This is a genomic window from Ruegeria sp. HKCCD7559 (assembly GCF_013110575.1).
In the GTDB taxonomy this organism is placed as follows: domain Bacteria; phylum Pseudomonadota; class Alphaproteobacteria; order Rhodobacterales; family Rhodobacteraceae; genus Ruegeria.
This window is the reverse complement of record NZ_WVQU01000009.1, coordinates 1-22,487: the sequence shown is the minus strand read 5'-3', so window position 1 is coordinate 22,487 and position 22,487 is coordinate 1. Positions and strand designations below refer to the sequence as shown.

General features: G+C 59.3%; 26 protein-coding genes. 8 read left to right on the top strand and 18 right to left on the bottom strand.

From position 1 onward, the window contains the following. Positions 1-40: 40 nt before the first annotated feature. On the bottom strand, positions 41-616 hold the full coding sequence (locus GS605_RS18165; RefSeq protein WP_171724883.1) for a TIGR04282 family arsenosugar biosynthesis glycosyltransferase: 576 nt from the start codon (positions 614-616) through the stop codon (positions 41-43). A gap of 3 nt (positions 617-619) precedes the next feature. Further along, a complete protein-coding gene (dapE, locus tag GS605_RS18160) occupies positions 620-1,759 on the bottom strand; it encodes a succinyl-diaminopimelate desuccinylase (RefSeq protein WP_171724882.1) in 1,140 nt (379 codons plus the stop codon). 210 nt (positions 1,760-1,969) lie between these two features. Between dapE and GS605_RS18155 the strand changes: the two genes are divergently transcribed. Beyond that, on the top strand, positions 1,970-3,028 hold the full coding sequence (locus GS605_RS18155) for a transporter substrate-binding domain-containing protein (RefSeq protein WP_171724881.1): 1,059 nt from the start codon (positions 1,970-1,972) through the stop codon (positions 3,026-3,028). Here the strand turns inward: GS605_RS18155 and GS605_RS18150 are convergent. Further along, positions 3,025-3,369: a hypothetical protein gene (locus GS605_RS18150; RefSeq protein WP_171637852.1), complete on the bottom strand. Its 345-nt coding sequence runs from the start codon at positions 3,367-3,369 to the stop codon at positions 3,025-3,027. The two genes, GS605_RS18155 and GS605_RS18150, sit on opposite strands and share 4 nt — an antisense overlap. 338 nt (positions 3,370-3,707) lie before the next feature. Between GS605_RS18150 and GS605_RS18145 the strand changes: the two genes are divergently transcribed. Continuing rightward, positions 3,708-4,103: a hypothetical protein gene (locus GS605_RS18145; protein WP_171724880.1), complete on the top strand. Its 396-nt coding sequence runs from the start codon at positions 3,708-3,710 to the stop codon at positions 4,101-4,103. Positions 4,104-4,242: 139 nt separating this feature from the next. Here GS605_RS18145 and dapD read toward each other — a convergent pair whose 3' ends face one another. From dapD to GS605_RS18130, 3 genes are all read right to left on the bottom strand, one after another. Then, positions 4,243-5,070, bottom strand: a complete 828-nt coding sequence (gene dapD, locus GS605_RS18140) for a 2,3,4,5-tetrahydropyridine-2,6-dicarboxylate N-succinyltransferase (RefSeq protein WP_171119955.1) — start codon at positions 5,068-5,070, stop codon at positions 4,243-4,245. 108 nt (positions 5,071-5,178) lie between these two features. Then, positions 5,179-5,778 carry a GntR family transcriptional regulator gene (locus GS605_RS18135; RefSeq protein ID WP_171119956.1) on the bottom strand — a complete coding sequence of 200 codons (600 nt, stop codon included), beginning with the start codon at positions 5,776-5,778 and terminating at the stop codon, positions 5,179-5,181. 44 nt (positions 5,779-5,822) lie between these two features. Next, positions 5,823-6,734: a threonine/serine dehydratase gene (locus GS605_RS18130; protein ID WP_171724879.1), complete on the bottom strand. Its 912-nt coding sequence runs from the start codon at positions 6,732-6,734 to the stop codon at positions 5,823-5,825. A 79-nt stretch (positions 6,735-6,813) separates the two neighbouring features. Between GS605_RS18130 and GS605_RS18125 the strand changes: the two genes are divergently transcribed. Beyond that, positions 6,814-7,656: a TIGR00730 family Rossman fold protein gene (locus tag GS605_RS18125; protein WP_171724878.1), complete on the top strand. Its 843-nt coding sequence runs from the start codon at positions 6,814-6,816 to the stop codon at positions 7,654-7,656. A gap of 3 nt (positions 7,657-7,659) precedes the next feature. Beyond that, the gene (locus tag GS605_RS18120; RefSeq protein WP_171724877.1) at positions 7,660-8,757 is read left to right on the top strand and encodes a cystathionine gamma-lyase; all 1,098 of its coding nucleotides are present in this window, start codon (positions 7,660-7,662) and stop codon (positions 8,755-8,757) included. Here GS605_RS18120 and GS605_RS18115 read toward each other — a convergent pair whose 3' ends face one another. Further along, on the bottom strand, positions 8,758-9,141 hold the full coding sequence (locus GS605_RS18115; protein WP_171724876.1) for a hypothetical protein: 384 nt from the start codon (positions 9,139-9,141) through the stop codon (positions 8,758-8,760). Positions 9,142-9,301: 160 nt separating this feature from the next. Between GS605_RS18115 and GS605_RS18110 the strand changes: the two genes are divergently transcribed. The 3 genes from GS605_RS18110 (at position 9,302) to GS605_RS18100 (ending at position 12,282) form a co-directional block, all read left to right on the top strand. Then, positions 9,302-10,222 (top strand): DnaJ C-terminal domain-containing protein, encoded by a 921-nt coding sequence (locus tag GS605_RS18110; protein WP_171638609.1) that lies wholly within the window; start codon positions 9,302-9,304, stop codon positions 10,220-10,222. Beyond that, positions 10,219-10,557, top strand: a complete 339-nt coding sequence (locus GS605_RS18105; protein WP_171638611.1) for a hypothetical protein — start codon at positions 10,219-10,221, stop codon at positions 10,555-10,557. The genes GS605_RS18110 and GS605_RS18105 overlap by 4 nt, the downstream gene beginning before the upstream one ends. Before the next feature lie 63 nt (positions 10,558-10,620). Beyond that, on the top strand, positions 10,621-12,282 hold the full coding sequence (locus tag GS605_RS18100) for a U32 family peptidase (RefSeq protein ID WP_171724875.1): 1,662 nt from the start codon (positions 10,621-10,623) through the stop codon (positions 12,280-12,282). Positions 12,283-12,288: 6 nt separating this feature from the next. Here the strand turns inward: GS605_RS18100 and GS605_RS18095 are convergent, their stop codons facing one another. From GS605_RS18095 to GS605_RS18080, 4 genes are all read right to left on the bottom strand, one after another. Beyond that, complete coding sequence (locus tag GS605_RS18095; protein ID WP_171724874.1) at positions 12,289-12,906, bottom strand: cytochrome P460 family protein; 618 nt, start codon at positions 12,904-12,906, stop codon at positions 12,289-12,291. A gap of 285 nt (positions 12,907-13,191) precedes the next feature. Continuing rightward, on the bottom strand, positions 13,192-14,379 hold the full coding sequence (rlmN, locus tag GS605_RS18090; RefSeq protein ID WP_171724873.1) for a 23S rRNA (adenine(2503)-C(2))-methyltransferase RlmN: 1,188 nt from the start codon (positions 14,377-14,379) through the stop codon (positions 13,192-13,194). 117 nt (positions 14,380-14,496) lie between these two features. Continuing rightward, positions 14,497-14,667, bottom strand: coding sequence for a hypothetical protein (locus GS605_RS18085; RefSeq protein WP_171638615.1), 171 nt, complete (start codon positions 14,665-14,667; stop codon positions 14,497-14,499). 142 nt (positions 14,668-14,809) lie between these two features. Continuing rightward, positions 14,810-15,346 (bottom strand): invasion associated locus B family protein, encoded by a 537-nt coding sequence (locus tag GS605_RS18080; RefSeq protein ID WP_171638616.1) that lies wholly within the window; start codon positions 15,344-15,346, stop codon positions 14,810-14,812. Between the two features lie 179 nt (positions 15,347-15,525). On the opposite strand from GS605_RS18080, the gene GS605_RS18075 reads away from it, so the two are divergent. Then, positions 15,526-16,524: an asparaginase gene (locus tag GS605_RS18075; protein WP_171638617.1), complete on the top strand. Its 999-nt coding sequence runs from the start codon at positions 15,526-15,528 to the stop codon at positions 16,522-16,524. 5 nt (positions 16,525-16,529) lie between these two features. Here GS605_RS18075 and GS605_RS18070 read toward each other — a convergent pair whose 3' ends face one another. From GS605_RS18070 to GS605_RS18040, 7 genes are all read right to left on the bottom strand, one after another. Next, complete coding sequence (locus GS605_RS18070) at positions 16,530-16,850, bottom strand: YciI family protein (RefSeq protein ID WP_171638618.1); 321 nt, start codon at positions 16,848-16,850, stop codon at positions 16,530-16,532. Between the two features lie 22 nt (positions 16,851-16,872). After that, on the bottom strand, positions 16,873-17,301 hold the full coding sequence (locus GS605_RS18065) for an SRPBCC domain-containing protein (protein WP_171724872.1): 429 nt from the start codon (positions 17,299-17,301) through the stop codon (positions 16,873-16,875). Beyond that, entirely contained in the window at positions 17,289-17,618 is a 330-nt protein-coding gene (locus GS605_RS18060) for a helix-turn-helix transcriptional regulator (protein ID WP_171724871.1), read from the bottom strand. The genes GS605_RS18065 and GS605_RS18060 overlap by 13 nt, the downstream gene beginning before the upstream one ends. Before the next feature lie 41 nt (positions 17,619-17,659). Continuing rightward, positions 17,660-18,538 carry a phosphoserine phosphatase SerB gene (gene serB, locus GS605_RS18055; protein ID WP_171724870.1) on the bottom strand — a complete coding sequence of 293 codons (879 nt, stop codon included), beginning with the start codon at positions 18,536-18,538 and terminating at the stop codon, positions 17,660-17,662. Between the two features lie 36 nt (positions 18,539-18,574). Beyond that, the gene (locus GS605_RS18050) at positions 18,575-19,303 is read right to left on the bottom strand and encodes a metallophosphoesterase family protein (RefSeq protein ID WP_171638622.1); all 729 of its coding nucleotides are present in this window, start codon (positions 19,301-19,303) and stop codon (positions 18,575-18,577) included. 119 nt (positions 19,304-19,422) lie between these two features. After that, a complete protein-coding gene (gene serA, locus GS605_RS18045) occupies positions 19,423-21,018 on the bottom strand; it encodes a phosphoglycerate dehydrogenase (protein ID WP_171638623.1) in 1,596 nt (531 codons plus the stop codon). A 64-nt stretch (positions 21,019-21,082) separates the two neighbouring features. Next, complete coding sequence (locus GS605_RS18040; RefSeq protein ID WP_171638624.1) at positions 21,083-22,237, bottom strand: phosphoserine transaminase; 1,155 nt, start codon at positions 22,235-22,237, stop codon at positions 21,083-21,085. Between the last annotated feature and the right edge of the window lie 250 nt (positions 22,238-22,487).

Below are 22,487 nucleotides of genomic sequence, written 5' to 3'. Positions count from 1 at the left end.
GCCTAGCACGCGTTTGCGACCGCGTCATGACCAAAAAGCCTCAGGGGTCAAGATCGGTAACCGTATCCACATCGCGCAGCTGATCAAGCAATGACACCCGACCGCCAGAAATCGAGGCCAGCGTGTCAGCCAATGCGTGTTCTGTCGACCAGCGCACGTTTTGGAACAGACTTGCCGGCAAGGCTGCATATCGTTGCGCGCCGACCAGCCAATAGCCACCATCCGGGGCTGGCCCAAACACCATTTGAGAACACCCCAATGCGTTGAAAGCACGGGCAATATGGCGGCGCGAAATGCCCGGAATGTCCGCACCGATCAGGCAAACCGGGCCCTTGGGCATCCCGCGCAGCATCCGCCCCATACGATCCCCCAGGTCCCCACGCCCCTGCGCGGCGCGCGGCAGGTCAGCGGGCCATACCCGGCTGTTCAGACCCTGCTGATCGGGTGAGACGGCCAAAACGATTCGCCAACGGGGATCACGCAGCCGCCGGATCAGGGACCGGGTCTGGTGCCGAAACCACCACGCCGCCGCGACCATGCCGATTTCTCGCCCAAGCCGCGTTTTGACGCGGCCCGGTTGAGGTTCCTTCACCATGATCACCAATGTGCGCTGCATGGATCAGGCGAAATAGCCAGTCAGGATGCGGCTATAAATCGATTTGAGCTGCTGGATCTGGGCCACCTCGACGCACTCGTCAACCTGATGCATCGTGCGACCGACCAGACCGAACTCTACAACCGGGCAATGGTTCTTGATGAAACGCGCATCCGACGTACCACCGGTCGTCGAAAGCTCGGGCGTTGCGCCTGTTTCCGCCTCTACCGCTTTGGCCACCAGATCCGACAAGGGCCCCGGCGGGGTCAGAAAGCTTTCGCCCGAAATCTTGATTGCGACATCTATTTCAACGCCGAACCGAGCGGCCACCTGATCTGCTTCCGACTTCAGCCAGTCACTCAGGCTGGCCCCGGAATGCAGATCATTGAATCGAATATTCACCGTTCCCTTGCACTGCGCCGGGATTACGTTAGTGGCCGCATTCCCGGTGTCGATTGTCACCACTGCCAATGTCGAAGCATCGAAGTGGTCCGTGCCCTGATCCAGTTCGTGCCCCGCCAGCCGATCCATCAGCCGCGCCATGGCTGGCAACGGGTTTTTGGCACGATGCGGATAGGCCGAATGCCCCTGAACACCGGTGATCGTAAACCATGCGGTCATCGACCCCCGACGGCCGATCTTCATCATTTCACCCATCTTGTTCGGGCAAGTGGGCTCACCCACCACACAGACAGACATATGTTCATCGGCGCCGTCCATGTAATCCAGCAAGGCGGTCGTGCCATCCAGCGCGTCGCCTTCCTCGTCGCCGGTAATCGTCAGGATGATGGCTCCGTCAGGCGGGGTGTCGCGCACGAAATCGATTGCCGCCGCCGCAAACGCCGCAACGCCGGATTTCATATCCGTTGCCCCACGCCCATACATCACACCATCGCGTATTTCGGCCCCGAAAGGCGGCATCGTCCATGCGGCTTCGTCGCCGACCGGCACAACATCAGTATGGCCGTTGAACCCGAAACTGCGCGGATGGCCTTTCTGGCCCCATCGTGCGAACAGGTTGCTGACGCCACCACGGTCGACACGCGTGCATTCAAACCCCGCATCCGCCAGCTTCGATCCCAGCAGAACGAGCGCGCCGCCCTCGGCTGGTGTGACCGATGGGCAACGGATCAGATCGGCTGTCAATTGGACGGGGTCGGTCATGCAATGGCCTCTGGAACGGTGTCTTTCGCGGGTTCGCGCACAGATTCAACGAATTGGCCGGTTTTCCAACCCCAATTCGCAAAAATATCATTTCACCCGACTGAGCAGATATCAAAGCGATACCCTGACAAATCATGGCGGTTTACCCGGCGACCATCTTGCCGCCAGCCGCGCAATCGCGTTACAGGGCCGCGAAACAGGTGAATGAAAATGAAGCGCGCATTCTACGCACTGATCTGCCTGACTTTCGCCGTCCTAGCGCAGCAGAGCATGGCACAGTCCCTCACGGTCACGACGGTGACCCGCCCCCCGTTTTCCTATGTCGAAGACGGTGCGGAAACCGGCTTTTCGATGGATCTGCTCGCCGCGCTGGCAGAAGCGCTGAACTGGGACTATTCCATCAATCGGGTGGATTCATTCTCGGATATGCTGGAGGCGGTTCAGAATGGGTCCGCCGATCTTGCAGTCGCCAATATCTCGATCACTGCGCTGCGGGAAACGCAAATGGACTTCAGCCAGCCGATCTTTGAGGCGGGCCTACAGATCATGGTGCCATCGGAAGCCGCGCGCCAGCCTTCGCTGCTGCATGCGCTGCTCTCAAAAGAGTTGTTTATCGCCATCGGCCTGGCTTTCGCCATTCTGTTGGGCGGCGGCATGTTGATGTGGAGCTTTGAGCGCAGTGCTCAACCCTATTTCGACCGCAAGCTGAACGAGGCATGGTTTCCCTCGTTCTGGTGGGCGCTGAACCTTGTCGTGAACGGCGGGTTCGAAGAGAGGATGCCGCGCACGCCCTTCGGCCGACTTCTGGGTGTCGTTCTGGTTGTTTCGTCACTGTTCATCGTGTCCGTTTTCACGGCCCGCATCACGTCGGTGATGACGGTGGATGCGATCACGGGCAGCGTGAATTCGGTGAATGACTTGTATGGCAAAAACGTCGGGACAATCTCGGATTCGACCGCAGCAAGTTTTCTGAACCGGCGTGAGATTGAATTCACCGGCTATCCCGGGCTGGAGCAGATGCTGGATGCGTTCCAGTCCAAACAACTGGATGCCGTCGTATTCGACGCGCCGATCCTGTCCTACTATGCGGCCCATGAAGGCCGGCGAACGGCGTCGATGACAGGCGGCGTCTTCCTGCGCGAGAACTATGGCATCGCTTTCCCGACCGGGTCGCCTCTGGTCGAGGATGTCAACCAGGCCCTGCTTTCGTTGCGTGAAGACGGTACTTATGACGAAATCTATCGCAAGTGGTTCGGTATGCGGAACTAGGCCGGCGCCTCGTCCCCGAAGAACGGTGTCATCTGCGCGACGATCACGGCGTTTTCATCCAGGGCACGCTGCATCAGGGCACGTTCGTCAGGTTCGATGTCATGTCCCTGTGCCTCACGCTCGGCCAGGGTCCCGTAGCCGGTGACATCCAAAGGCGCGGTGTCGGCCTGCTTCAGAATAGCCACCGTCTCGCGCACGGCCTCGGCTTCGTCCACGCCGCTGGCGTAGCAGATCAGTGCCGCCCCCGTCGCACCGTCCGGCAGCCCGTCGCCGTCCTTGCGGCCGATCTGGACCAGAAGGGTATAGACTTGCTGACGAGAGGGCTTCTTTTGCTTTTCCATGGGCCCTGCATTACGCGCGGTGTTTTGGAGGGTCAACTGCTTCCATCGATCCAGGCTTTGAGCGTGGAATCTTCCGCAGCCCCCTGCCCGGCCCACAAGCCTAGAGGATTTGAAGGAACGCGACTCAGCAAAGCCCCTTCCCCATTTTCGCCCAAAAATTGAGCCGCGCTTCAACTCCATTCCTTAAGTTGAATCGGGCACATTTTTGCCACATTTTGACCTCAATTTTAGCCATTTCCTGCTGAGTTCGACGCGTTTCCTGCCTTTCACAACGGTGAAGAGAAGCCAACCCTAGGATGGTGCCACTGCGTAAGTCATTTTTTTACAGGAGAATTAAAATGAGTGTTCTGTCCAAGTTAATGATGACAACTGCAAGTGTGATTGTGCTTTCCGGAGTACCTGCTGTCGCCGTGCTGTCTTTTGTGACGCCAAGTGCAGCTTACGCCCAAGACGGCGGTGGCGATAGCGAAGACGGGGGCGATAGCGAGAGCGGTGGCGACAACGAAGGCGGCGGCGATAACGAAAGCGGCGGCGATAACGAAAGCGGCGGCGACAACGAAGGCGGCGACGATAACGAAAGCGGCGGCGACAACGAAGGCGGCGACGATAACGAAAGCGGCGGCGACAACGAAGGCGGCGACGATAACGAAAGCGGCGGCGATAACGAAAGCGAAGGCACGGAAACCAACGCAGGAAACTCAGAAGTTGACGCTATGCAGGGTGAAAATCGCTGACCCACACAGAGCGTTCGTCTGAGCCAGGACACAATCTCAGGACAGGCTCTGACCAAGGTGCGGTCGCATAAGTCAAACACCCCAAAAAACGGAAAGGCCGGAGCGGGTCAGCTCCGGCCTTTCTGTACAACCGGGGCGATCAGTCCCGCAGCAATTCGTTGATGCCGGTTTTCGACCGGGTCTTTTCATCCACCCGCTTCACGATCACCGCGCAATACAGGCTGATGTTGTTCTTTGACGGCATCGAACCCGCGACGACCACGGAATAGGGCGGGACTTCGCCATATGTCACTTCGCCGGTTTCCCGATCCACGATCTTGGTTGATTTGCCGATGAACACGCCCATCCCCAGAACCGAGCCTTCGCGGACGATGCAGCCCTCGACCACCTCGGAGCGCGCGCCGATAAAGCAGTTGTCCTCGATGATGGTCGGGCCGGCCTGCATCGGCTCCAGCACGCCACCGATACCTACGCCGCCCGACAGGTGGACATTTTTGCCGATCTGCGCGCATGAGCCGACGGTCGCCCAGGTGTCGACCATGGTGCCTTCATCCACATAGGCGCCAAGGTTGACAAAGGATGGCATCAGCACCACGCCCGGCGCGATATAGGCCGATTTGCGGACAACGCAGTTGGGAACCGCGCGGAACCCGGCCGAGCGCCATTGATCTTCACCCCAACCAGCGAACTTGCTGTCCACCTTGTCCCACCAGCCGCCGTCCTGCGGACCGCCTGTCTGAATTTCCATGTCCTTGATGCGAAAGCCCAGCAGAACCGCCTTTTTGGCCCACTGGTTCACGTGCCAGTCGCCGTTTTCCAGCTTTTCGGCAACACGCAGCGACCCGCTGTCCAGCGCGTTCAGCGTGTCTTCGATCGCTTCGCGTTGTTCACCTGCCGTGGCAGGTGTGATCGTGTCGCGCGCCTCCCAGGCGGCTTCGATGGCGGCTTCCAGTTGCGCGTTGGACATGGGGCGTCTCCCTACAGAATCTGTTCATGTTGGTTTGGCCTATACGCAAGCCGGGCCCATGGCGCAATGCGACGAACACGGGCCGTTTTGCGTCTGAAAGGCCCGCAATCAGCTGGCGCGGCGTATATGTCGGGTCAGAATACCTTTTGCCGTGCTCAGGTCCTTCCGCCTGAGTGCCTGAACAAGTGCGGCGTGATCCTTGTCAGTTTGCTGCACCCATTTCGACCGCCAGTGCGCAAACAAGTGGCGTGCGCTTGCGATATGCAGATCGTCGATGGTGTGCAACAGACGGGGCAGCCCGCAAGGTGTCAGGATGGCGCGATGGAATGCTCTGTTCAACGCCTCCCATTGGGGCATCGTCTGCGCCTCGTCACAGGCGATGCGTGCGCGATCGATCTTGTCCAACGCGACCGGAGACATGTTCTGCACCGATTGCTGCAACGCCAGTGTTTCCAGCGCCACGCGCATTTCGATGACCTCTCGCACCTCTGCCGGGTCCAGCGCCGTGACCCGCATGCCCCGGCGCGGCTCGTGCCGGGCCAGTCCATGCGCCTCAAGCCGCAACAGGGCTTCCCGCACCGGAACATGGCTGGTGTCGAAGGTGCGGGCAATATGATCCTGCCGCAGCTTTTCCCCGGCGCTCAGCTCTCCGGTTATGATTTGCTGGCTGAGGTTCTGGTAAATCGTGTCCGAGATCGTAGCGGTCATAAATTATAGATAAAATCTACGACAGCTATCCTCAACCAGATAATTCACCCCGCAAGCGGGTCCGGCGCGACATTCGCACCACACACCAGAACGGCCACGCGCTCGCCCGGTTCGGGCCGATACACGCCCGAGGTCAAGGCTGCCAACGCCGTGGCGCCCGCCGGCTCCACCAGAATACGATGCGCCTGCCACAACGTCTTCTGAGCCGCCGCGATGGCATCATCCGACACCAGGACCGACGTCATCCCCTGTGCCAGGTCGAAACAGATCTGCCCGATCCGGCGCGCGCCCAGCGCGTTTGCCGCGATCCCGGATACGGAAACATCCACCGGCTCACCGGCCTGCAACGCCGCATTCAATGCGCAAGAGGTCTGGGGTTCGACCGCCACGACCTTGCGCGCACCGTCGAACCAGGCCAACGCCCCGGCGATCAGCCCACCCCCGCCCACGGCGACCAGCACCGTATCTGCCTGTAGGCCCTGCGCATCCCATTCCGCAAAGCAGGTCCCCTGCCCCGCCACGGTAGCCGGCGCATCATAGGCGTGAATCTGCATCGCGCCGGTCTCCGCTTCATGCGCCTGCGCCTGTGTCAGCGCATTGGCGTATTCGCCGGGCACAACACTCAGATCCGCGCCGGTTTGCCGGATCAATGCAATCTTGGATGGCCCCGCCAGTTCGGGCACGAAAACCTTGGCCGGATAACCAAGCGCCTGCGCCGCAAAGGCCGCCGCTGCACCATGATTGCCACCGGATGCAGCCACGACACCTGCATCGGGCACGTCGAGGCTCAGCAACGTATTGAACGCACCGCGCGCCTTGAAACTGCCCGTGTGCTGCATGTGCTCCAGCTTCAGCTCAATGGGATGGCCCGGAACTCGGCTCTCGATCACCGGCGTCACCTGCGTATGCCCGGCGATACGATCCCGCGCCGCTGATATTTCGCTCTTCCAATTCATTCTTGTCTTTCCGTGACTGGCACTCTGCCCGCGAACCCTATAGCTGTTTGGAAAACACGCAAGCAGGGATCGATCACCCATGAGAGAAGACCGCCACAATCCGTTTCGCGATGCGCAGACAGATCGTTCGACCGCGAGCGAAGTGCCGGACACGCCGCAAACGCGATCGTCCGCCTATCGCCTTGCCTTTGCCGATGACGAATTCCTGTGCCGCGACGAGCTGCGCCCGGTACGTCTGCAACTGGAACTGCTGAAACCCGAGATGATCATGAGTGAGCGCGAGATCACCTCGACCATCGTGATGTTCGGCGGCGCGCGCATCCCTGAACCATCGCAGAAACACACCGCACGAACGGAAACGCTGGCTGGTCTGTCGGCCTATTACGACGAGGCGCGCGAGTTCGCGCGGCTGATGACCGTGAAATCGAACGAGACCGGCTGCCGTGAAAACGTGATCGTCACGGGCGGCGGCCCCGGTGTGATGGAGGCAGGCAACCGTGGGGCACAGGACGCGGGCGGATGCTCGATCGGGTTGAATATCGTTCTGCCGCACGAGCAGGCCCCGAACCTTTATGTGACGCCGGATCTCAGCTTCAACTTCCACTATTTCGCCATCCGCAAGATGCATTTCCTGATGCGCGCCCGCGCCATCACGATTTTCCCCGGTGGTTTCGGCACATTGGACGAGCTGTTCGAATCCCTGACCCTGATTCAGACCGGCCGGATGGACCGCGTGCCCTTCCTGCTGTTTGGTCGCGAATTCTGGGAAAAGGTCATCAACTGGAAAGCGCTGGCCGATGCCGGAACCATCTCGGACGAGGATCTTGACCTGTTCCGCTTTGTGGACACGGCGGAGGAAGCGGTCGAGATCATTGAAAACTGGGAGCCCGCCCCGCCCCGCGACGAAATTCCGGGGCGCTGAACCATGGCGCCCAAGACCGGAGAGATGCTGCATCTGCGCGGAAATGCCCTGAGCAAGGGCGAACCCGTAGCGCTGCCACTGACCCAAAGCAGCATGTACCACCTGCCGGGCACCCCGGACGGGCAGGCGAGTTACGGCCGGGTGGACAACCCGACCTGGGTGCATCTGGAGCATGTTCTGTCGCATTTGGAAGACGCGCCCTGCCTCAGCTTTCCCTCGGGCATGGCAGCGATTTCCGCAGCACTGTTTGCCACCGTAAAGGCCGGATCACGCCTGCTGATCCCCTCCGACGGCTATTACGTGACGCGCCTATTGGCCGATCGTTTCCTGTCGCGGCTGGGCGTGATCGTTGAGGAACGCCCCACCACCGCCTTTGCCGACGGCGGTTTTGACGGGTTCGATGTGGTCTTTGCCGAAAGCCCCTCGAATCCGGGGTTGGACATGATCGATCTGACCGAGGTGGCGGATCGGGTGCGCGCTGCCGGGGGCATAACCATTGCCGACAATACGACGATGACTCCGCTGGGTCAGCGTCCTCTCGATCTGGGCATCGATGTGGTTGTCTCGTCCGATACCAAGGCGATGGGCGGGCATTCCGACATGCTGATGGGCCATGTGGCCAGCCGCAACGGCGACATCATGGAACGGGTCGAGGAATGGCGGAAAGTCTCCGGCTCGATTCCGGGGCCACATGAAGCATGGCTGCTTCATCGCGGACTTGAAACGCTGGACGTTCGGTTCGACCGGATGTGCAGCTCGGCCGAAGTATTGGCCGAACGCCTGACGGCACATCCCGCAGTGAAACAGGTGCGCTATCCCGGGCTGGCCAACGACCCGTCGCATAAACTGGCGCAAGAACAGACCACACGTTTCGGATTTCTGCTGTCCCTGACGCTGAACAGCGAAGACCGGGCCGAAGCCTTCATCAACAATTGCCCGCTTCTGCGCCCGGCCACGTCATTCGGAGGCGTCCACAGCTCGGCCGAGCGGCGCGCGCGCTGGGGCGACGACGTTGATCCGGCCTTCATCCGCCTGTCCGTCGGATGCGAACCCGTGGAAGAATTGTGGCAAGCTATCGAAGCCAGCCTGAACGCCGTGTGATTACCTTTTGGGCTCACGCAGTTCTTTGAACACGTAGATCGGCAGCACAACGCTGGCGATCAACGCCCCCAGCCAGACCAGCAATGTTGCCGCCAGCAGGTTCGAAACCCCGCCAACGGTCAGCCCGGCTGCAATCAGGTCGGTCACGAAAAGGCCCACGAAGGTTACGATCAGGGCGATCCCACCTTTCAGGGCGGGCGCTTTCTTTTCGCCCAGTTTCAGGATCAGGGGTTCAGCCACGACCTGTACGACGGTGAAGACAATCACCACCACGATGAACGAGATCGGCTTGATCGCAAATCCCGACAATATCAGCGCGGCAAGCAACAACCCAATGGCATTCCCGGCCATCAGGGCCAGGGCGGATTTTATTCTGCGTGACATGCGGCGGTCTCCGTCATTCGACAAGTATAAATATGCATATACTATCAGGTCTTCGGGATTTTACGAGACAATTCAATCGCCTCTTCCGTTTCAACCATTGAAATCAAATGGTAGAACACCTTCATCGTGATCAGACCCGCCCCTGACCTGTGAGAGTGAGATGAGCGACGACCCCTACACCGTTCTTGGTGTCTCGAAGGACGCCAGTGCAGCCGAGATCAAAAAAGCCTACCGGCGTATCGCCAAGGATTGCCATCCGGATCTGAAACCCGGCGATGCCACGGCCGAGGCCAAATTCAAGGCCGCCGCCGCTGCTTATGATCTGTTGAAAGATCCTGAAACACGTGCGCGTTTCGACAACGGGGAAATAGACGCCTCGGGTCAGGAACGCCCGCAACAGCAGTATTACCGGGACTATGCCGAGGCCGCTGGAAACCCCTATCGCGGGCGTCAGGCGGATCCCGACGACATGTCAGACATCTTTGCCGAGTTCATGCGTGGTCGCGGCGGTTTTGGTGGCCAGCGCGGCCACCAGTTTCACGCACCGGGTCACAATCTGAACTATTCACTGCAAATCAGCTTTCTGGATGCCGTGTTCGGCGCCAGTCAGAAATTGACCTTGCCGGATGGAGACCGGATCGAGGTCAAAATCCCGGCCGGGATCACCGACGGCCAGACCATCCGGTTGCGCGGCAAAGGCGCGCCGGGATATGGCGAAGGCCCTCCGGGTGACGCACTGGTGACGGTTTCGGTCGCCAAGCACCCGGTTTTTGAACGTCAGGGCGACGACATCCATATCACGCTGCCGATCACAATCGACGAGGCCATTCTGGGCGGAAAAGTCCCGGCCCCTACCATAGACGGCGGTGTGAATGTCAACGTCCCGGCAGGCACCAGCAGCGGCAAAACGCTTCGGTTGCGCGGAAAAGGCGTGAAAAAGCGCGGCTCGTCCGCCCGTGGTGATCAGCTGATTGAGCTGACCATTGCGACACCGGACAAGATCGATGATGAACTGAAGCAGTTCATGGAAACCTGGCGTCAAAAGCACCGCTATGATCCGCGGAAAGGAATGCAGCTATGATCCTGACCGAAAAGGAACTGATCGAAACGGTCACCCGCCTGACCTCGGACCGCCTGACCGAATACCTGGCGGCGGAAATCGTGATTCCGGAACAGTCGGATCAAGGGCTGGTTTATCAAAATATCGACGTCGCCCGTCTGGAACTGGCCTGTGAGTTGCACGAACAGTACGACATGGAGGCGGATGCGCTGTCGATGATGATCTCACTGATCGACCAGCTGCATGGGCTGCGGGCCGAACTGCGCGAAGTTCTGAACGCGATCGAGGCGCAACCCGAACCTGTGCGGCAGCAACTGGTCAAGGTCATCGGTACAGCGCGATTCCGTCGCAGATAACGGGGTTTTGGACTCGAAACATTTGGATTAGAAGGCCGGCTTGATCCTTTGACAGGTGGCGCCATGACCCAGTCCAGATCCGAATTGCTGATGCCTGCGGGCAATCTGCGCAAGCTGAAACTCGCTGTCCTTTACGGGGCGGATGCGGTGTATCTGGGCACGCCCGATATGTCGCTGCGCACGAAATCCGAGTTTTCGCTGGAAGAGGTGATCGAGGGCGTCGAGTTCTGCCACAGCCATGGCCGGCGCGCCTATCTGACGCTGAACCTGTTCTCGCACAACAAGGACATCCCGAAGCTGGACGAATATATCGACACTGTCCGCAAAGTGCAGCCGGACGGGTTGATCATCGCCGACCCCGGCGTGTTCCAGTACGTGCGCGACCGCGCGCCGGAACTGCCAGTGCACATCTCGACCCAGGCCAATATCTGTTCATGGCTGTCGGTGAAGTTCTGGCAGGATCAGGGCGCGGAACTGGTGGTTCTGGCGCGCGAGGTTTCCTACCCCGAACTGGTGGAAATCCGCGAAAAATGCCCCGACATCAAGCTCGAGGCCTTCGTCCACGGGGCCATGTGCATGACCTATTCGGGCCGTTGCCTGCTGTCGAATTTCATGGCGGAACGTGGCGCCAACCAGGGCAACTGCGCCAACTCCTGCCGCTGGAACTATGCGCTGAAACTGCGCCTGAAGGATGGCACACATCAGGAATTGCGCATCACCGAAGAAAACGCCGACCTGTTCGAATTCCTGTTGGAAGAAGGCTGCCGCCCCGGCGATCTGATGCCGATCGAGGAAGACGACCGCGGTTCCTACATCCTCAATTCGCGCGATCTGTGCATCATGCCCAAGCTGGACGAATACCTGAAGATCGGGGTCGACAGCCTCAAGGTCGAGGGACGCGGCAAGTCGGAATACTACGCCGCCATCGTCGCGCGCGCCTATCGCATGGCCATCGACGATTACTATGCCGACCCCCAGAACTGGGACCCGAAACCCTATATGCGCGAGTTGGAGACCGTGGGAAACCGCGGCTATACGCTGGCCTTCCACGAGGGGCGTCTGACCAACTACGCCCATGATTACGAGCACACGGCGTCCATCGCGCAATGGGAATATGCCGGGATCGTCACCGAAGTGACCCAGGATGCCTTTCTGGTCGAGGTAAAGAACAAGCTGGAACCGGGCGATGTGCTGGATTTCCTCTCGCCCATCTCGCGCGAGACGGTTCTGCTGAGGGTCTATGATTTCGAACGCGCATCCGATGGTGCGCGGATGGACGTAGTGCATGGCAGCACCAAAACAGTGATCCGCCTGCCCTTCACCCTGTTCGACCACGAGGATATCGACGATCTGCGCGCCCGGTTCCCCGCCTATTCCGTTCTGCGCAAGGAACGCGCCCTGACTGACGAACACTGGAGCCGCATCCGCTTTGACAAGCTGGTGCAGGGTTTGGAAACCTCGGGCCGTGACAACCCTGGCGCCTATGCCCGCCGTCGCGACGCCTTGGTTGAAAAGATCGGCGAAGACGGCAACGAACGCCGTTTCAAAACCAACCGCATCGGCACCGAGGGTTGCTGTGGCAAAGGTTGCAACGGCTGCTTGATTTTCTGGCAGCACGACAAATACGCGCTGGCCCGTGAAGTTTTGTCAAAGCGCAAGCAGGGCGAACAACTCAGCCGCCGTGAGGCGACGGAACTGAAGCTGCCGGGCGCACAACAAGCCTGAGCCGGCTCAGTCGCGTGTTCGATACTCTTCCGGCACGTAAAACGTATAGTCCCGATCTGCCACCTGTTCGTGGCAGACATGGCAATAGGCCACGGCACCGGCGCGGTCGCCCATAGTGTCCCCAAAGACCGAGCCGTCCGGCAAGACCATGATGTAACGCCAATCCGCCGTGTCCGGGCTGGCATCTTCTGCCAGTTTCTCCATTACGAACATGGCACCGGGATGCACGTGACCTTCATCCGTCACGGTCATGCTGTCCTTGGCAAGAACCGACCCCATGGGAAGTTCTTCACCTTCCTGCAACGTCGCGTAGTTATGCGCCATGCGATTGGCGTAGCTGTTCACATACCTTTGCCCGTGGGTTGCCGAAATATAGGGCGCATCGTTGAAAATCGGCCAGCTTTGGTAGTTGAGGATCAGGTCCAGTTGCGCCACGGCGTAGCCACGCGCCATGCGGCGATTGAGGGATCGGTAGTGTTCCAAAGCCTCTTGTTTGCTCAACTCGGCAGGGTTTTCGATTGCAATATGAGCGTCCTGGCCGTCAGCAAAGGCCAAGCCTGAACCCGAGACGATAGCAAGCGCAGCGGCACCAAAACGGATGATCGAAAAAGAACTTGCATTCATAATCGTGGCCCACCTGAAATTCAGTTCACCTGAGCGCTTTCTGCACCACTTGGAACAGTCTAGCGGAATCGCAAAAACTTGCCATCTCTGACCCGGACACCTCACCGGCTTGTGCATCGAATTGAAGAGGCAAATTCAGCGACGGGCACGAGAAATATAGCAAATCATGCATGTAGTTTCAGCATCTAAAACATTAAGTTTGAACAAAACAATTGTGACGTGCAGACAAAGCCAGAAAACACTTAAGGCGCGATCCAATCAAGCCTGGCCCAGATGGACCAAACCCTATCGGCTCAGACCCGTTTCGGCCTCGATTTGTTTGCGTGATTTGCGCGCCCGTTCGGTCGCCGACTTCAACTGACCGCAAGCCGCCATGATGTCCTCACCGCGTGTCTTGCGGATGGGCGAGGCATAGCCGGCCTGATAGATGATGTTTGCGAAGGCGCGGATGCGGTTGTTCGAGCTGCGCTTGTACGGTGCGCCGGGCCATTCGTTGAACGGGATCAGGTTGATCTTGGCCGGAATGTTGTGTCGCTTGATGTGATTGATCAAACGATGCGCATCTTCGTCACTGTCATTCACACCATCCAGCATCACATATTCAAACGTGATCCGTTCAGAGTTCGAAGCATTCGGATAGCTGGCCAAAGCGGTCAGCAGTTCCTCGATATTCCAACGTTTGTTGATGGGCACAAGAACGTCGCGAGTTTCGTCCGTAGTGGCGTGGAACGAAATCGCCAGCAGGCACCCGATTTCCTCGGCGGTGCGCGCGATCTCGGGCACCACGCCCGAGGTCGACAGAGTAATCCGCCGGCGCGACAGAGAAATGCCCTCGGGGTCCATGGCGATTTTCATCGCGTCGCGCACGTTTTCGAAATTGTAAAGCGGCTCGCCCATTCCCATCAGAACGATGTTCGACAGCAGGCGGGTTTCGTCCTTAGGTGCGCCGGGGGTTGGCCATTCTTCAAGATCGTCGCGCGCCATCATGATCTGGCCAACGATTTCGGCGGATGTCAGGTTTCGTACAAGTTTTTGAGTGCCGGTATGACAAAACGAACAGGTCAGCGTACAGCCCACCTGAGACGAGATACACAGCGTGCCGCGATCTTCCTCGGGGATGTAGACCACCTCGACCTCATGCCCGCCGGCGATACGGCACAGGTATTTGCGGGTGCCGTCCTCGGACACCTGACGTGTGACCACCTCGGGGATTTCGATCACGAAGTGCTCGGCCAGTTGAGCGCGATAAGCCTTTGCCAGATTGGTCATCTTTGCAAAGTCGCGCACGCCCCATTGGTAGATCCATTGCCAGATCTGACCGGTGCGCATCTTGGCCTGTTTCTCGGGCGTGCCGTGTTCAATCAAGGTTTCGCGCAAACGGTCGCGCGTAAGGCCGACGAGGTTGATCTTCCCGTCGGGCAGTTTGCGCGGGATGGTCATGACGTCTTGGGTGATCGGCGCTTTGGGCGACATTGGCGTATCTCGACGGAATCGGGCTTGGGATGCGCCTCTATATAGGAACCTGCGCAAAGATCAAAAGGTTTCCTAAGCCGGCAGGCCCGGCACGATGAACATACCGGGCCTTTTTGATCAGTTTACCGGCGGCGGAGTGTAGCAATCACTGGCGTCCAGGGTCTGAACCGGATCTTCCGGGCCACATTGCTCGCCCGATATCGGGTAGGTTTCAGCATTCTTCTCGCAAGCGCTCAGCACAGCGGCGGATGCGACCAGAACCAGAGTGATCCAAGTTTTCTGTTTCATCACGATGTCCTCTCTAAGTGGCTAAACCACTTAGTTCACATTGCCGAACGCGAAACTTTGATGCGGATCAAAACTGGCAGATGACCATACGTCAAAAGCCCCGCAACCAGGCGGGGCCTTTTCAACAATCGGCGCGATAAGATCAGTTGGTGCAGCGCTTCTCAGCGTCTTCAATCGCTGCGGTAAAGCCCAGCAGCGAGAAGGTGTCTTTCGTCTGCGTCCCACGCTCGGACCGGGCGGTCAGAACAGCCTCGGTTCCGCGCTTCAGGGCGGTGATGATCTTGGCATCATCCGCATCCGACGCGGCCCAGGCCCATTCGCCTTCTGTGAACAGTTCGAACTCGGTCCCGTCCACGTTCAGGTTCACCGTCGAACCCGCGGCAAACGGGTAGCCGCCAGTAAAGGTCAATTGGCCTTTGACCTCGGCATTCGGGCGATAGAACACAAACAGCAGGATATCGCTGCGCCGTACGGAAACCACACGTCCACCGCGGGTGTTTACGGTTTCCTTGGGTGCCGAGACGCTCCAGCATTCGGTGGGATCGTCTTCGACAAAAACGCTCCAATCCGTTTTTGCAGCTACGCGGTTGGTGCTTGTCGCCTGTTGGGCGATTGCAGATGTTGCTGCGATGCCTGCCATACACAGGCCCGCTATCGTGCGAACGAGCATTGATCCCATTTGTGCAGCCTCCTAGCTCGACCCTTACCTCATACCCATCGGACACGTCTGCGAACCCTGCCGGTTCGTCTATTCGTTTGCGTCTTCCGATGATTGCCGACATACACACACTAACGCAGGTTTCGCCACAGGCGAAAGGGCGATTGGCAGAATTTTGCGCATAAATTTCGGAGGTCCAGATGACGCAGCCCGTACCCATGACAGAACTTTGGCGCGGCCCTCTGCTGGAAAGTCTGCATCTGGGTCATGCGGTTATTTGCGATGACACGGGCCAGATCGTGCGCAGTTGGGGCGACCCGCAATCCGTCATATACCCGCGGTCATCCGCCAAGATGATTCAAGCGCTTCCGTTGGTCACATCAGGGGCGGCGGCGAAATACGGTCTGACCAGCGAACACCTCGCGTTAGCCTGCGCCTCGCATAACGGGGCGGCGATCCACACGGATCGCGTGACGGCGTGGCTGGACCATCTGGGGTTGAACGAGCACGATCTGCGGTGCGGCCCACAGGAGCCCGCCGACACCGCCGCGCGCGACCGGCTGATTTTGGCGGACGACACGCCTTGCCAGATCCACAACAATTGTTCCGGCAAACATTGCGGCTTTCTGACTCTGGCACAGCATATGGGCGCCGGGCCGGAATACCTTGAAATTGATCATCCGGTGCAACAAGCCTGCCTATCTGCCGTCGAAGAAACAACGGCCGAGACCAGCCCGGCATACGGCATCGATGGCTGTTCCGCCCCGAATTTCGCCACATCGCTTTTCGGTTTGGCACGTTCGATGGCTTGGTTTGCTTCAGCAGCAGACCGGTCCGACCGCTCCAGCGATGCAGCGATGCAGCTGGTGGCCGCGATGGTGAAACACCCGGAACTGGTTGCCGGTGAGACCCGGGCCTGCACCGAACTGATGCGCGCCATGAACGGGCGCGTCGCCATCAAGACCGGGGCCGAGGCGGTGTTTGTGGCCATCATCCCGGAAAAACGCATGGGCGTTGCGCTGAAGATCACCGATGGCACCACACGGGCCAGCGAATGCGCCATCGCCGCTATTCTGGTGAGCCTTGGTGTGCTGGAGGCCGATCACCCGGCCACCCGCAAATTCATGAACGCCACGCAATACAGCCGCCGGGGGCTGGAATGCGGCGTGATCAAACCTGCGCCGGGTTTCCCCGGCTAAGGCCACTACATCTCGATCTCGTGCACCTCGGCCACTTCAACCGAGCCTGTGCCATTGACGACCATCGGACAGCCCTTGGCCATCTCGGTCGCAGCATCGATACTGTCAGCTTTGATCACCGTGAAGCCCGAGGCCGGGTTTGCGCCGCCGTTATCGACCACTCCGTTGTTGCTGACGGTGTAAGACTGCCCCACCGGGTTTCCGGGGATATCGAGGGCGTCTCCCATATCCTGAAACCAGGCGCCCCAGGCGGCCATGGTCGCCTCGATCTCGGCGGGGTCGGTCGGGGTGTGTCCCCCGTGATAAACAAACAAATATTGGGGCATATCGCTCCTCCCTGATGAAACCTTATTTGCACTTCGCTTCGAGTTTGCGCAGCGAAGACGTCCAGCCCTGATTGTGGTTCGCGGCTGCTTCGGCATCGGCCAGTTCGCGGTGGTCCAAAACCAGGCGCGACCCCGTGCCTGTCGCTTTGACTGTGAAGGTGACGTGGCTTTCGGCCCCGCGCTGATCCTGATCGTCATGCCAGCCCCAGGTAAACCCCACCGAGTTTGGAGGGTCGACATGCGTGACGTGGCCCGAGACCTTGTATTGCTGGCCCTCGCCGTTTTCCATGACCGAATACCACGGGCCGGTGCGCGAGAAATCCAGATTGTGTTCAGGCACGTGCATCCCTTCGGGGCCCCACCATTGCAACAACCGGCTGCCGTCACTGATCCATGCAAACAGGTCCTCTGGGCTGACGGGGAAATCCCGTTCCAGTTTCAGGTCGGCCATGAATTCTCCCTTTCGATGATATCACTGAGGCGATCAAGGCTGCTTTCCCAGAATTGCCGTTTGGAGATCGTCCAGTCGGCAATCATACGCAGCCCGTCGGACCGGATGGAGTACATCCGTTGGGTGCCCCGCACACGCTGCTGCACCAACCCGGCCTCGCGCAGTACCTTGAGGTGGCGCGAAATCGCGGCGCCGGACATGCCGCGCCCTTCGATCAGTTCACCAGCGGGCAGTTCGCCCTGCTCCATCAGTTGCTCGACAATCGAGAACCGGGTGGCATCAGACAAAGCGGAAAAGGTGGTCAGAAGCGTGCTCATGACTTCTATTTAACACAAATGTTAAATAATGAAAAGCCCTGTCAGGATTCGGCGAAATCCGCGCGACTGTACCCTTGTAGATAAAGCAGTGCCGTCAGGTCGCCGTGATTCACCCGCACATCACATTGTGCGGCCACCGACGGTTTGGCATGAAGGGCAACCCCGGTCCCGGCCCGGCCAAGCATTCCAAGGTCATTGGCCCCGTCACCCACGGCAATCACATCACTTTCCGACAGGCCCCGACGCGTTGAAATCTGCGCCAGCGCTTCGACCTTGGCCTGACGCCCCAGAATAGGACGCGCGACGTCTCCGGTCAGCTTGCCATCTTCCGCCAGCAAAGTGTTGGCACGGTTTTCATCGAACCCCAAAAGCTCTGCCACCCGCGCGGTAAAGGCCGTAAAGCCACCGGATACCAATGCTGTATAGGCCCCGTTGGCCCGCATCGTCGCCAGCAATTCCCTGCCTCCGGGCATCAGGGTGATCCGTTCGCGCAGGACTTTGCCGATGACGCTTTCATCCAGATCCTTCAGCAAACCAACCCGCTCGATCAGGGCACCTTCGAAATCCAGCTCTCCGTTCATGGCGCGGGCGGTGATGTCCTTGACCCTTTCGCCGACGCCAGCCTCATCCGCCAGTTCGTCAATGCATTCCTGCTGGATCATGGTGCTGTCCATATCGGCCAGCAGCATCTGTTTGCGCCGTCCCTGCGCAGGCTGCAAAATCAGGTCCACGCCCATACCCTGCAAGTCTGCCCAAACGTCCCAGCAATTGTCGGGGATGGCGTTCAACTCGAATTCTGCCGCCTCATCCGGGTTGAGCCAGAGGATGTCCCCGCCACCCCACGCATTGCGCAGTGACTCGGGTAATGCGCTGTCCAGCGAAGGCGCTGCCGGATTGGTCAGCAAAGTGGCGACATACATCTTCAATCTCCAAATTTCTTGGCCGGGCGAGGTGATCTAGGGGGTCAACGACAAACGGCCCTGATCGGTCAATTCCCAGCAAGTCTGCCCTTCGAACACAGCGACACCCACCGGGCGCCCATATCCAGCACCTGTGTCCAGATTGACGCGATTTCCATAATGCGTTGCCCGGTCCACCGGAGTATGACCATGCACGATCAGCTTGGGATGCGGACCCCGATGAGCATGAAAATCCTGCCTGATCCAGACCAGGTCGTTGTCCCCCTGCGCGTTGAGCGGCACGCCCGGGCGAATGCCTGCGTGAACAAAGGCAAGCTCGGGCGTCTGATGCATCAGAACCAGATCTCGCAGAAAGGTCAGGTGCGATTTCGGCACCGCCGCCTGCGCCATCTGATGCAGATCTTCCAGACGAATCTGGCCTTCGAATTCCACGCCATAACTGCGCAGGGTCTCCACCCCACCCAGCCTTTCATGCAGCCAATGATACCCGACAAGCAAATGCGGATCGTGACGCGGCGTATCCTCCATGAACCAGGCGAACATGCGATCATGGTTGCCCAGCAAAGTGATCCAGTTCAGACCCGCGTCGCGCCCGGCAATCAGACGCTCGATCAGCCCGCGGCTGTCAGGGCCGCGATCCACGTAATCACCTAGAAACACGATCTGGGCGTCCGGGCCGCCATCACCCCGGATCAGAGACAGCGCGCGTTCCAGCTCGGCCACCTGCCCGTGCAGATCACCAACAACGTAGACAGGCTGTGTCATAGATCCTCCGACGGTAAGGTTCAGCTTGCTTGTGCCGCAGATTGCAGCCCGAGAAAACAAAGGACCCGGGCCTTCGGTCAACCGGGTCCCGAACTGTTTCTCAAACTCAACAGGCCTCGTCAGGTGACATCAAATTCCAGCGGCTTGATCTGCGTGAACAGACCCGTTTCCGCCAGCTTGGCGCGTGCTTCGGCCGGAACGGGTTCGTCGACATAAAGCAACGCAATCGCTTCTCCTCCGGCCTCGGATCGACCTAGGGTAAAGTTCGCGATGTTGACGTTGTTCTCGCCCATGGTCTGCCCCAAAGCACCGATGATGCCCGGCACGTCTTCGTTGGTGGTGTAGAGCATATGGGCACCGACCTCGGCGTCGATATTGATGCCCTTGATCTGGATGAACCGCGGTTTGCCGTCGCTGAACACAGTGCCGCCGATAGAACGCTCGCGCTTGTCGGTCACAACGGTGACTTTGATATAGCCTTCGAAGGCACCCGATTTGTCCTGATTGGTGGTCGAGATCTTGATCCCACGTTCCTTGGCGACAACCGGGGCCGACACCATGTTCACCTCGGGGTTGAACTTTTTCATGATCCCGGCGACCACCGAGCAGTTCAACGCCGCCAGATTCATTTCAGCGGCCACACCATCATACAGGATATTGATCGCCTTGACCGGCTCATCCGTCATCTGGCCGATAAAGCTGCCCAGATGGCCGGCCAGCTTGATCCACGGCCCCATCACCTTGGCTTCTTCCGCCGTTACACTGGGCATGTTCAAAGCGTTCTCGACCGCACCTGTCAGCAGATAGTTCGAGATCTGCTCGGCCACTTGCAGCGCCACATTCTCCTGCGCTTCGGTCGTTGCTGCACCAAGATGCGGCGTGCAGACCACGTTGGGCAGATTGAACAGGGGGTTGTCCTTGGCGGGTTCCTCACCGAACACGTCAAACGCGGCGCCCGCAACGTGACCGGATTGCAGCGCCTCGGCCAAGGCCTCCTCATCAACCAGACCACCCCGAGCACAGTTGATGATGCGCACGCCTTTCTTGGTCTTGGCAAGGTTCTCACGGCTCAGAATATTGCGGGTCTGATCCGTCAGCGGCACGTGCAGGGTGATGAAGTCGGCGCGGGACAGCAACTCGTCCAGCTCTACCTTTTCCACGCCCATCTTGGCGGCTTTCTCTTCGCCCAGATAGGGATCATAGGCGATGACTTTCATCTTCAGGCCAAGCGCGCGCTCGCACACGATGCCACCGATGTTCCCCGCACCAATGACGCCGAGCGTCTTGTTGGTCAGCTCGATCCCCATGAACTTGGACTTTTCCCACTTGCCCGCATGGGTCGAAGTCGAGGCCTCGGGGATCTGCCGCGCCACGGCAAACATCATCGCAATGGCGTGTTCGGCAGTGGTGATCATGTTGCCGAATGGCGTGTTCATCACGATCACACCTTTTTTCGACGCTGCTTCCTTGTCGATATTGTCAGTGCCGATTCCAGCGCGGCCGATCACCTTCAGCTTGTCGGCTTTTTCGAGAATGGTCGGCGTGACCTTGGTGGCCGAGCGGATGGCAAGACCATCATACTGGCCGATCACCTCGGCCAACTTGTCCTTGTCCTTGCCCAGATCGGGCATGAAATCCACGTCGATGCCGCGATCACGGAAAATCTGAACGGCGGTTTCGCTGAGTTTGTCGGAAACGAGTACTTTGGGAGCCATGTTTGTGGTCCTTGAATGTATTGAGAGGTCCGGGCCGATGCGGCCCGGTGGAGATGGGATGCGATCAGGCGGCTTCTGTCTGCGCCGCGATTTCGGCCTCAAAGGCCCATGCCAGCCAAGGCAGCATCGCTTCGATGTCCGAGGTCTCGACCGTACCGCCGCACCAGATCCGCAAGCCCGCAGGCGCGTCGCGATAGGCACCGATGTCCAGCGCGATATTCTCGGACTCCAGCCGCTTGGCCACAGCCTTGGCAAAGCTTGCGCCGTCCTGAATTCGGGCGTCGGTGAATTTCAGACAGACGGATGTGTTCGACCGCGTCGCAGCGTCTGCGGCCAGGTTTTCGATCCAGTCGTTCCGGTCGCAGAACGCATGCACTGCATCGGCATTGGCGTTCGCGCGGGCTGTAAGGCCCTTCAGACCGCCCACCGAGCGCGCCCAATCCAGTGCAAACAGATAATCCTCAACCGCCAGCATCGACGGCGTGTTGATCGTCGCCCCGGTAAAGATGCCTTCGATCAGCTTGCCACCCTTGGTCAGGCGGAAAATCTTGGGCAGCGGCCATGCAGGGGTGTAGCTCTCCAGACGTTCAACGGCGCGCGGGGACAGGATCAGCATCCCATGCGCGGCCTCACCGCCCAGAACCTTCTGCCAGCTGAAGGTGGTCACATCCAGCTTGTCCCAGGGCAGGTCCATCGCAAAGGCAGCCGAGGTTGCGTCGCAGATCGTCAGACCCTGACGATCATCGGCGATCCAGTCGCCATTCGGCACGCGCACGCCCGAGGTGGTGCCATTCCACGTAAAGACCACGTCATTGGCGAAATCGACCGATGCCAGATCCACGATCTGTCCGTAATCGGCGGTCTTCACCTCGGCGTCGATCTTAAGCTGCTTGACCACATCGGTCACCCAACCGGACCCAAAGCTTTCCCACGCCAGCATCTCGACCTTGCGTTCGCCCAATAGCGACCAAAGAGCCATCTCAACCGCGCCCGTGTCCGAGGCGGGAACAATGCCGATCCTGTAATCTGCCGGAATGCCAAGCACCTCGCGCGTGCCTTCGATGGCCGCTTTCAGCTTGTCCTTGCCAACGGCGGCACGGTGCGAGCGTCCCAAGGCGGCATCGGCCAGTTTGGTCAGATCAAATGTGGGGGGTTTGGCGCAAGGACCCGAGGAAAAACGCGGATTGGCCGGCCGCGTCGCCGGTTTTTGAGTGCTCATCTGTATTACCCTTCCAGATACACGCCCCTCGTTGGGGAGGGGTGTCCCACGCACAGAGCTATGGGCCCTTCGCACCCGCAGCAAGCGAAAAAGACGCTTCGCTGGGTAAAAACGACATCCAAAGAGGGCACAAATCAGAACATGAGTTTCCGATTGGCGAAAAACCCCGCCGAAACTCGGCGGGGTTGTTGCTGTTATTCCGCGGCGTCTGCGTATGCGTCCATTGGGGGGCATGTGCAGACGAGGTTTC

Bases quoted from the DNA above. Each gene is read 5' to 3' on its own strand.
- GS605_RS18165 (WP_171724883.1), bottom strand. From the start codon at position 616: ATGCAGCGCACATTGGTGATCATGGTGAAGGAACCTCAACCGGGCCGC.
- dapE (WP_171724882.1), bottom strand. From the start codon at position 1,759: ATGACCGACCCCGTCCAATTGACAGCCGATCTGATCCGTTGCCCATCG.
- GS605_RS18155 (WP_171724881.1), top strand. From the start codon at position 1,970: ATGAAGCGCGCATTCTACGCACTGATCTGCCTGACTTTCGCCGTCCTA.
- GS605_RS18150 (WP_171637852.1), bottom strand. From the start codon at position 3,369: ATGGAAAAGCAAAAGAAGCCCTCTCGTCAGCAAGTCTATACCCTTCTG.
- GS605_RS18145 (WP_171724880.1), top strand. From the start codon at position 3,708: ATGAGTGTTCTGTCCAAGTTAATGATGACAACTGCAAGTGTGATTGTG.
- dapD (WP_171119955.1), bottom strand. From the start codon at position 5,070: ATGTCCAACGCGCAACTGGAAGCCGCCATCGAAGCCGCCTGGGAGGCG.
- GS605_RS18135 (WP_171119956.1), bottom strand. From the start codon at position 5,778: ATGACCGCTACGATCTCGGACACGATTTACCAGAACCTCAGCCAGCAA.
- GS605_RS18130 (WP_171724879.1), bottom strand. From the start codon at position 6,734: ATGAATTGGAAGAGCGAAATATCAGCGGCGCGGGATCGTATCGCCGGG.
- GS605_RS18125 (WP_171724878.1), top strand. From the start codon at position 6,814: ATGAGAGAAGACCGCCACAATCCGTTTCGCGATGCGCAGACAGATCGT.
- GS605_RS18120 (WP_171724877.1), top strand. From the start codon at position 7,660: ATGGCGCCCAAGACCGGAGAGATGCTGCATCTGCGCGGAAATGCCCTG.
- GS605_RS18115 (WP_171724876.1), bottom strand. From the start codon at position 9,141: ATGTCACGCAGAATAAAATCCGCCCTGGCCCTGATGGCCGGGAATGCC.
- GS605_RS18110 (WP_171638609.1), top strand. From the start codon at position 9,302: ATGAGCGACGACCCCTACACCGTTCTTGGTGTCTCGAAGGACGCCAGT.
- GS605_RS18105 (WP_171638611.1), top strand. From the start codon at position 10,219: ATGATCCTGACCGAAAAGGAACTGATCGAAACGGTCACCCGCCTGACC.
- GS605_RS18100 (WP_171724875.1), top strand. From the start codon at position 10,621: ATGACCCAGTCCAGATCCGAATTGCTGATGCCTGCGGGCAATCTGCGC.
- GS605_RS18095 (WP_171724874.1), bottom strand. From the start codon at position 12,906: ATGAATGCAAGTTCTTTTTCGATCATCCGTTTTGGTGCCGCTGCGCTT.
- rlmN (WP_171724873.1), bottom strand. From the start codon at position 14,379: ATGTCGCCCAAAGCGCCGATCACCCAAGACGTCATGACCATCCCGCGC.
- GS605_RS18085 (WP_171638615.1), bottom strand. From the start codon at position 14,667: ATGAAACAGAAAACTTGGATCACTCTGGTTCTGGTCGCATCCGCCGCT.
- GS605_RS18080 (WP_171638616.1), bottom strand. From the start codon at position 15,346: ATGGGATCAATGCTCGTTCGCACGATAGCGGGCCTGTGTATGGCAGGC.
- GS605_RS18075 (WP_171638617.1), top strand. From the start codon at position 15,526: ATGACGCAGCCCGTACCCATGACAGAACTTTGGCGCGGCCCTCTGCTG.
- GS605_RS18070 (WP_171638618.1), bottom strand. From the start codon at position 16,850: ATGCCCCAATATTTGTTTGTTTATCACGGGGGACACACCCCGACCGAC.
- GS605_RS18065 (WP_171724872.1), bottom strand. From the start codon at position 17,301: ATGGCCGACCTGAAACTGGAACGGGATTTCCCCGTCAGCCCAGAGGAC.
- GS605_RS18060 (WP_171724871.1), bottom strand. From the start codon at position 17,618: ATGAGCACGCTTCTGACCACCTTTTCCGCTTTGTCTGATGCCACCCGG.
- serB (WP_171724870.1), bottom strand. From the start codon at position 18,538: ATGTATGTCGCCACTTTGCTGACCAATCCGGCAGCGCCTTCGCTGGAC.
- GS605_RS18050 (WP_171638622.1), bottom strand. From the start codon at position 19,303: ATGACACAGCCTGTCTACGTTGTTGGTGATCTGCACGGGCAGGTGGCC.
- serA (WP_171638623.1), bottom strand. From the start codon at position 21,018: ATGGCTCCCAAAGTACTCGTTTCCGACAAACTCAGCGAAACCGCCGTT.
- GS605_RS18040 (WP_171638624.1), bottom strand. From the start codon at position 22,237: ATGAGCACTCAAAAACCGGCGACGCGGCCGGCCAATCCGCGTTTTTCC.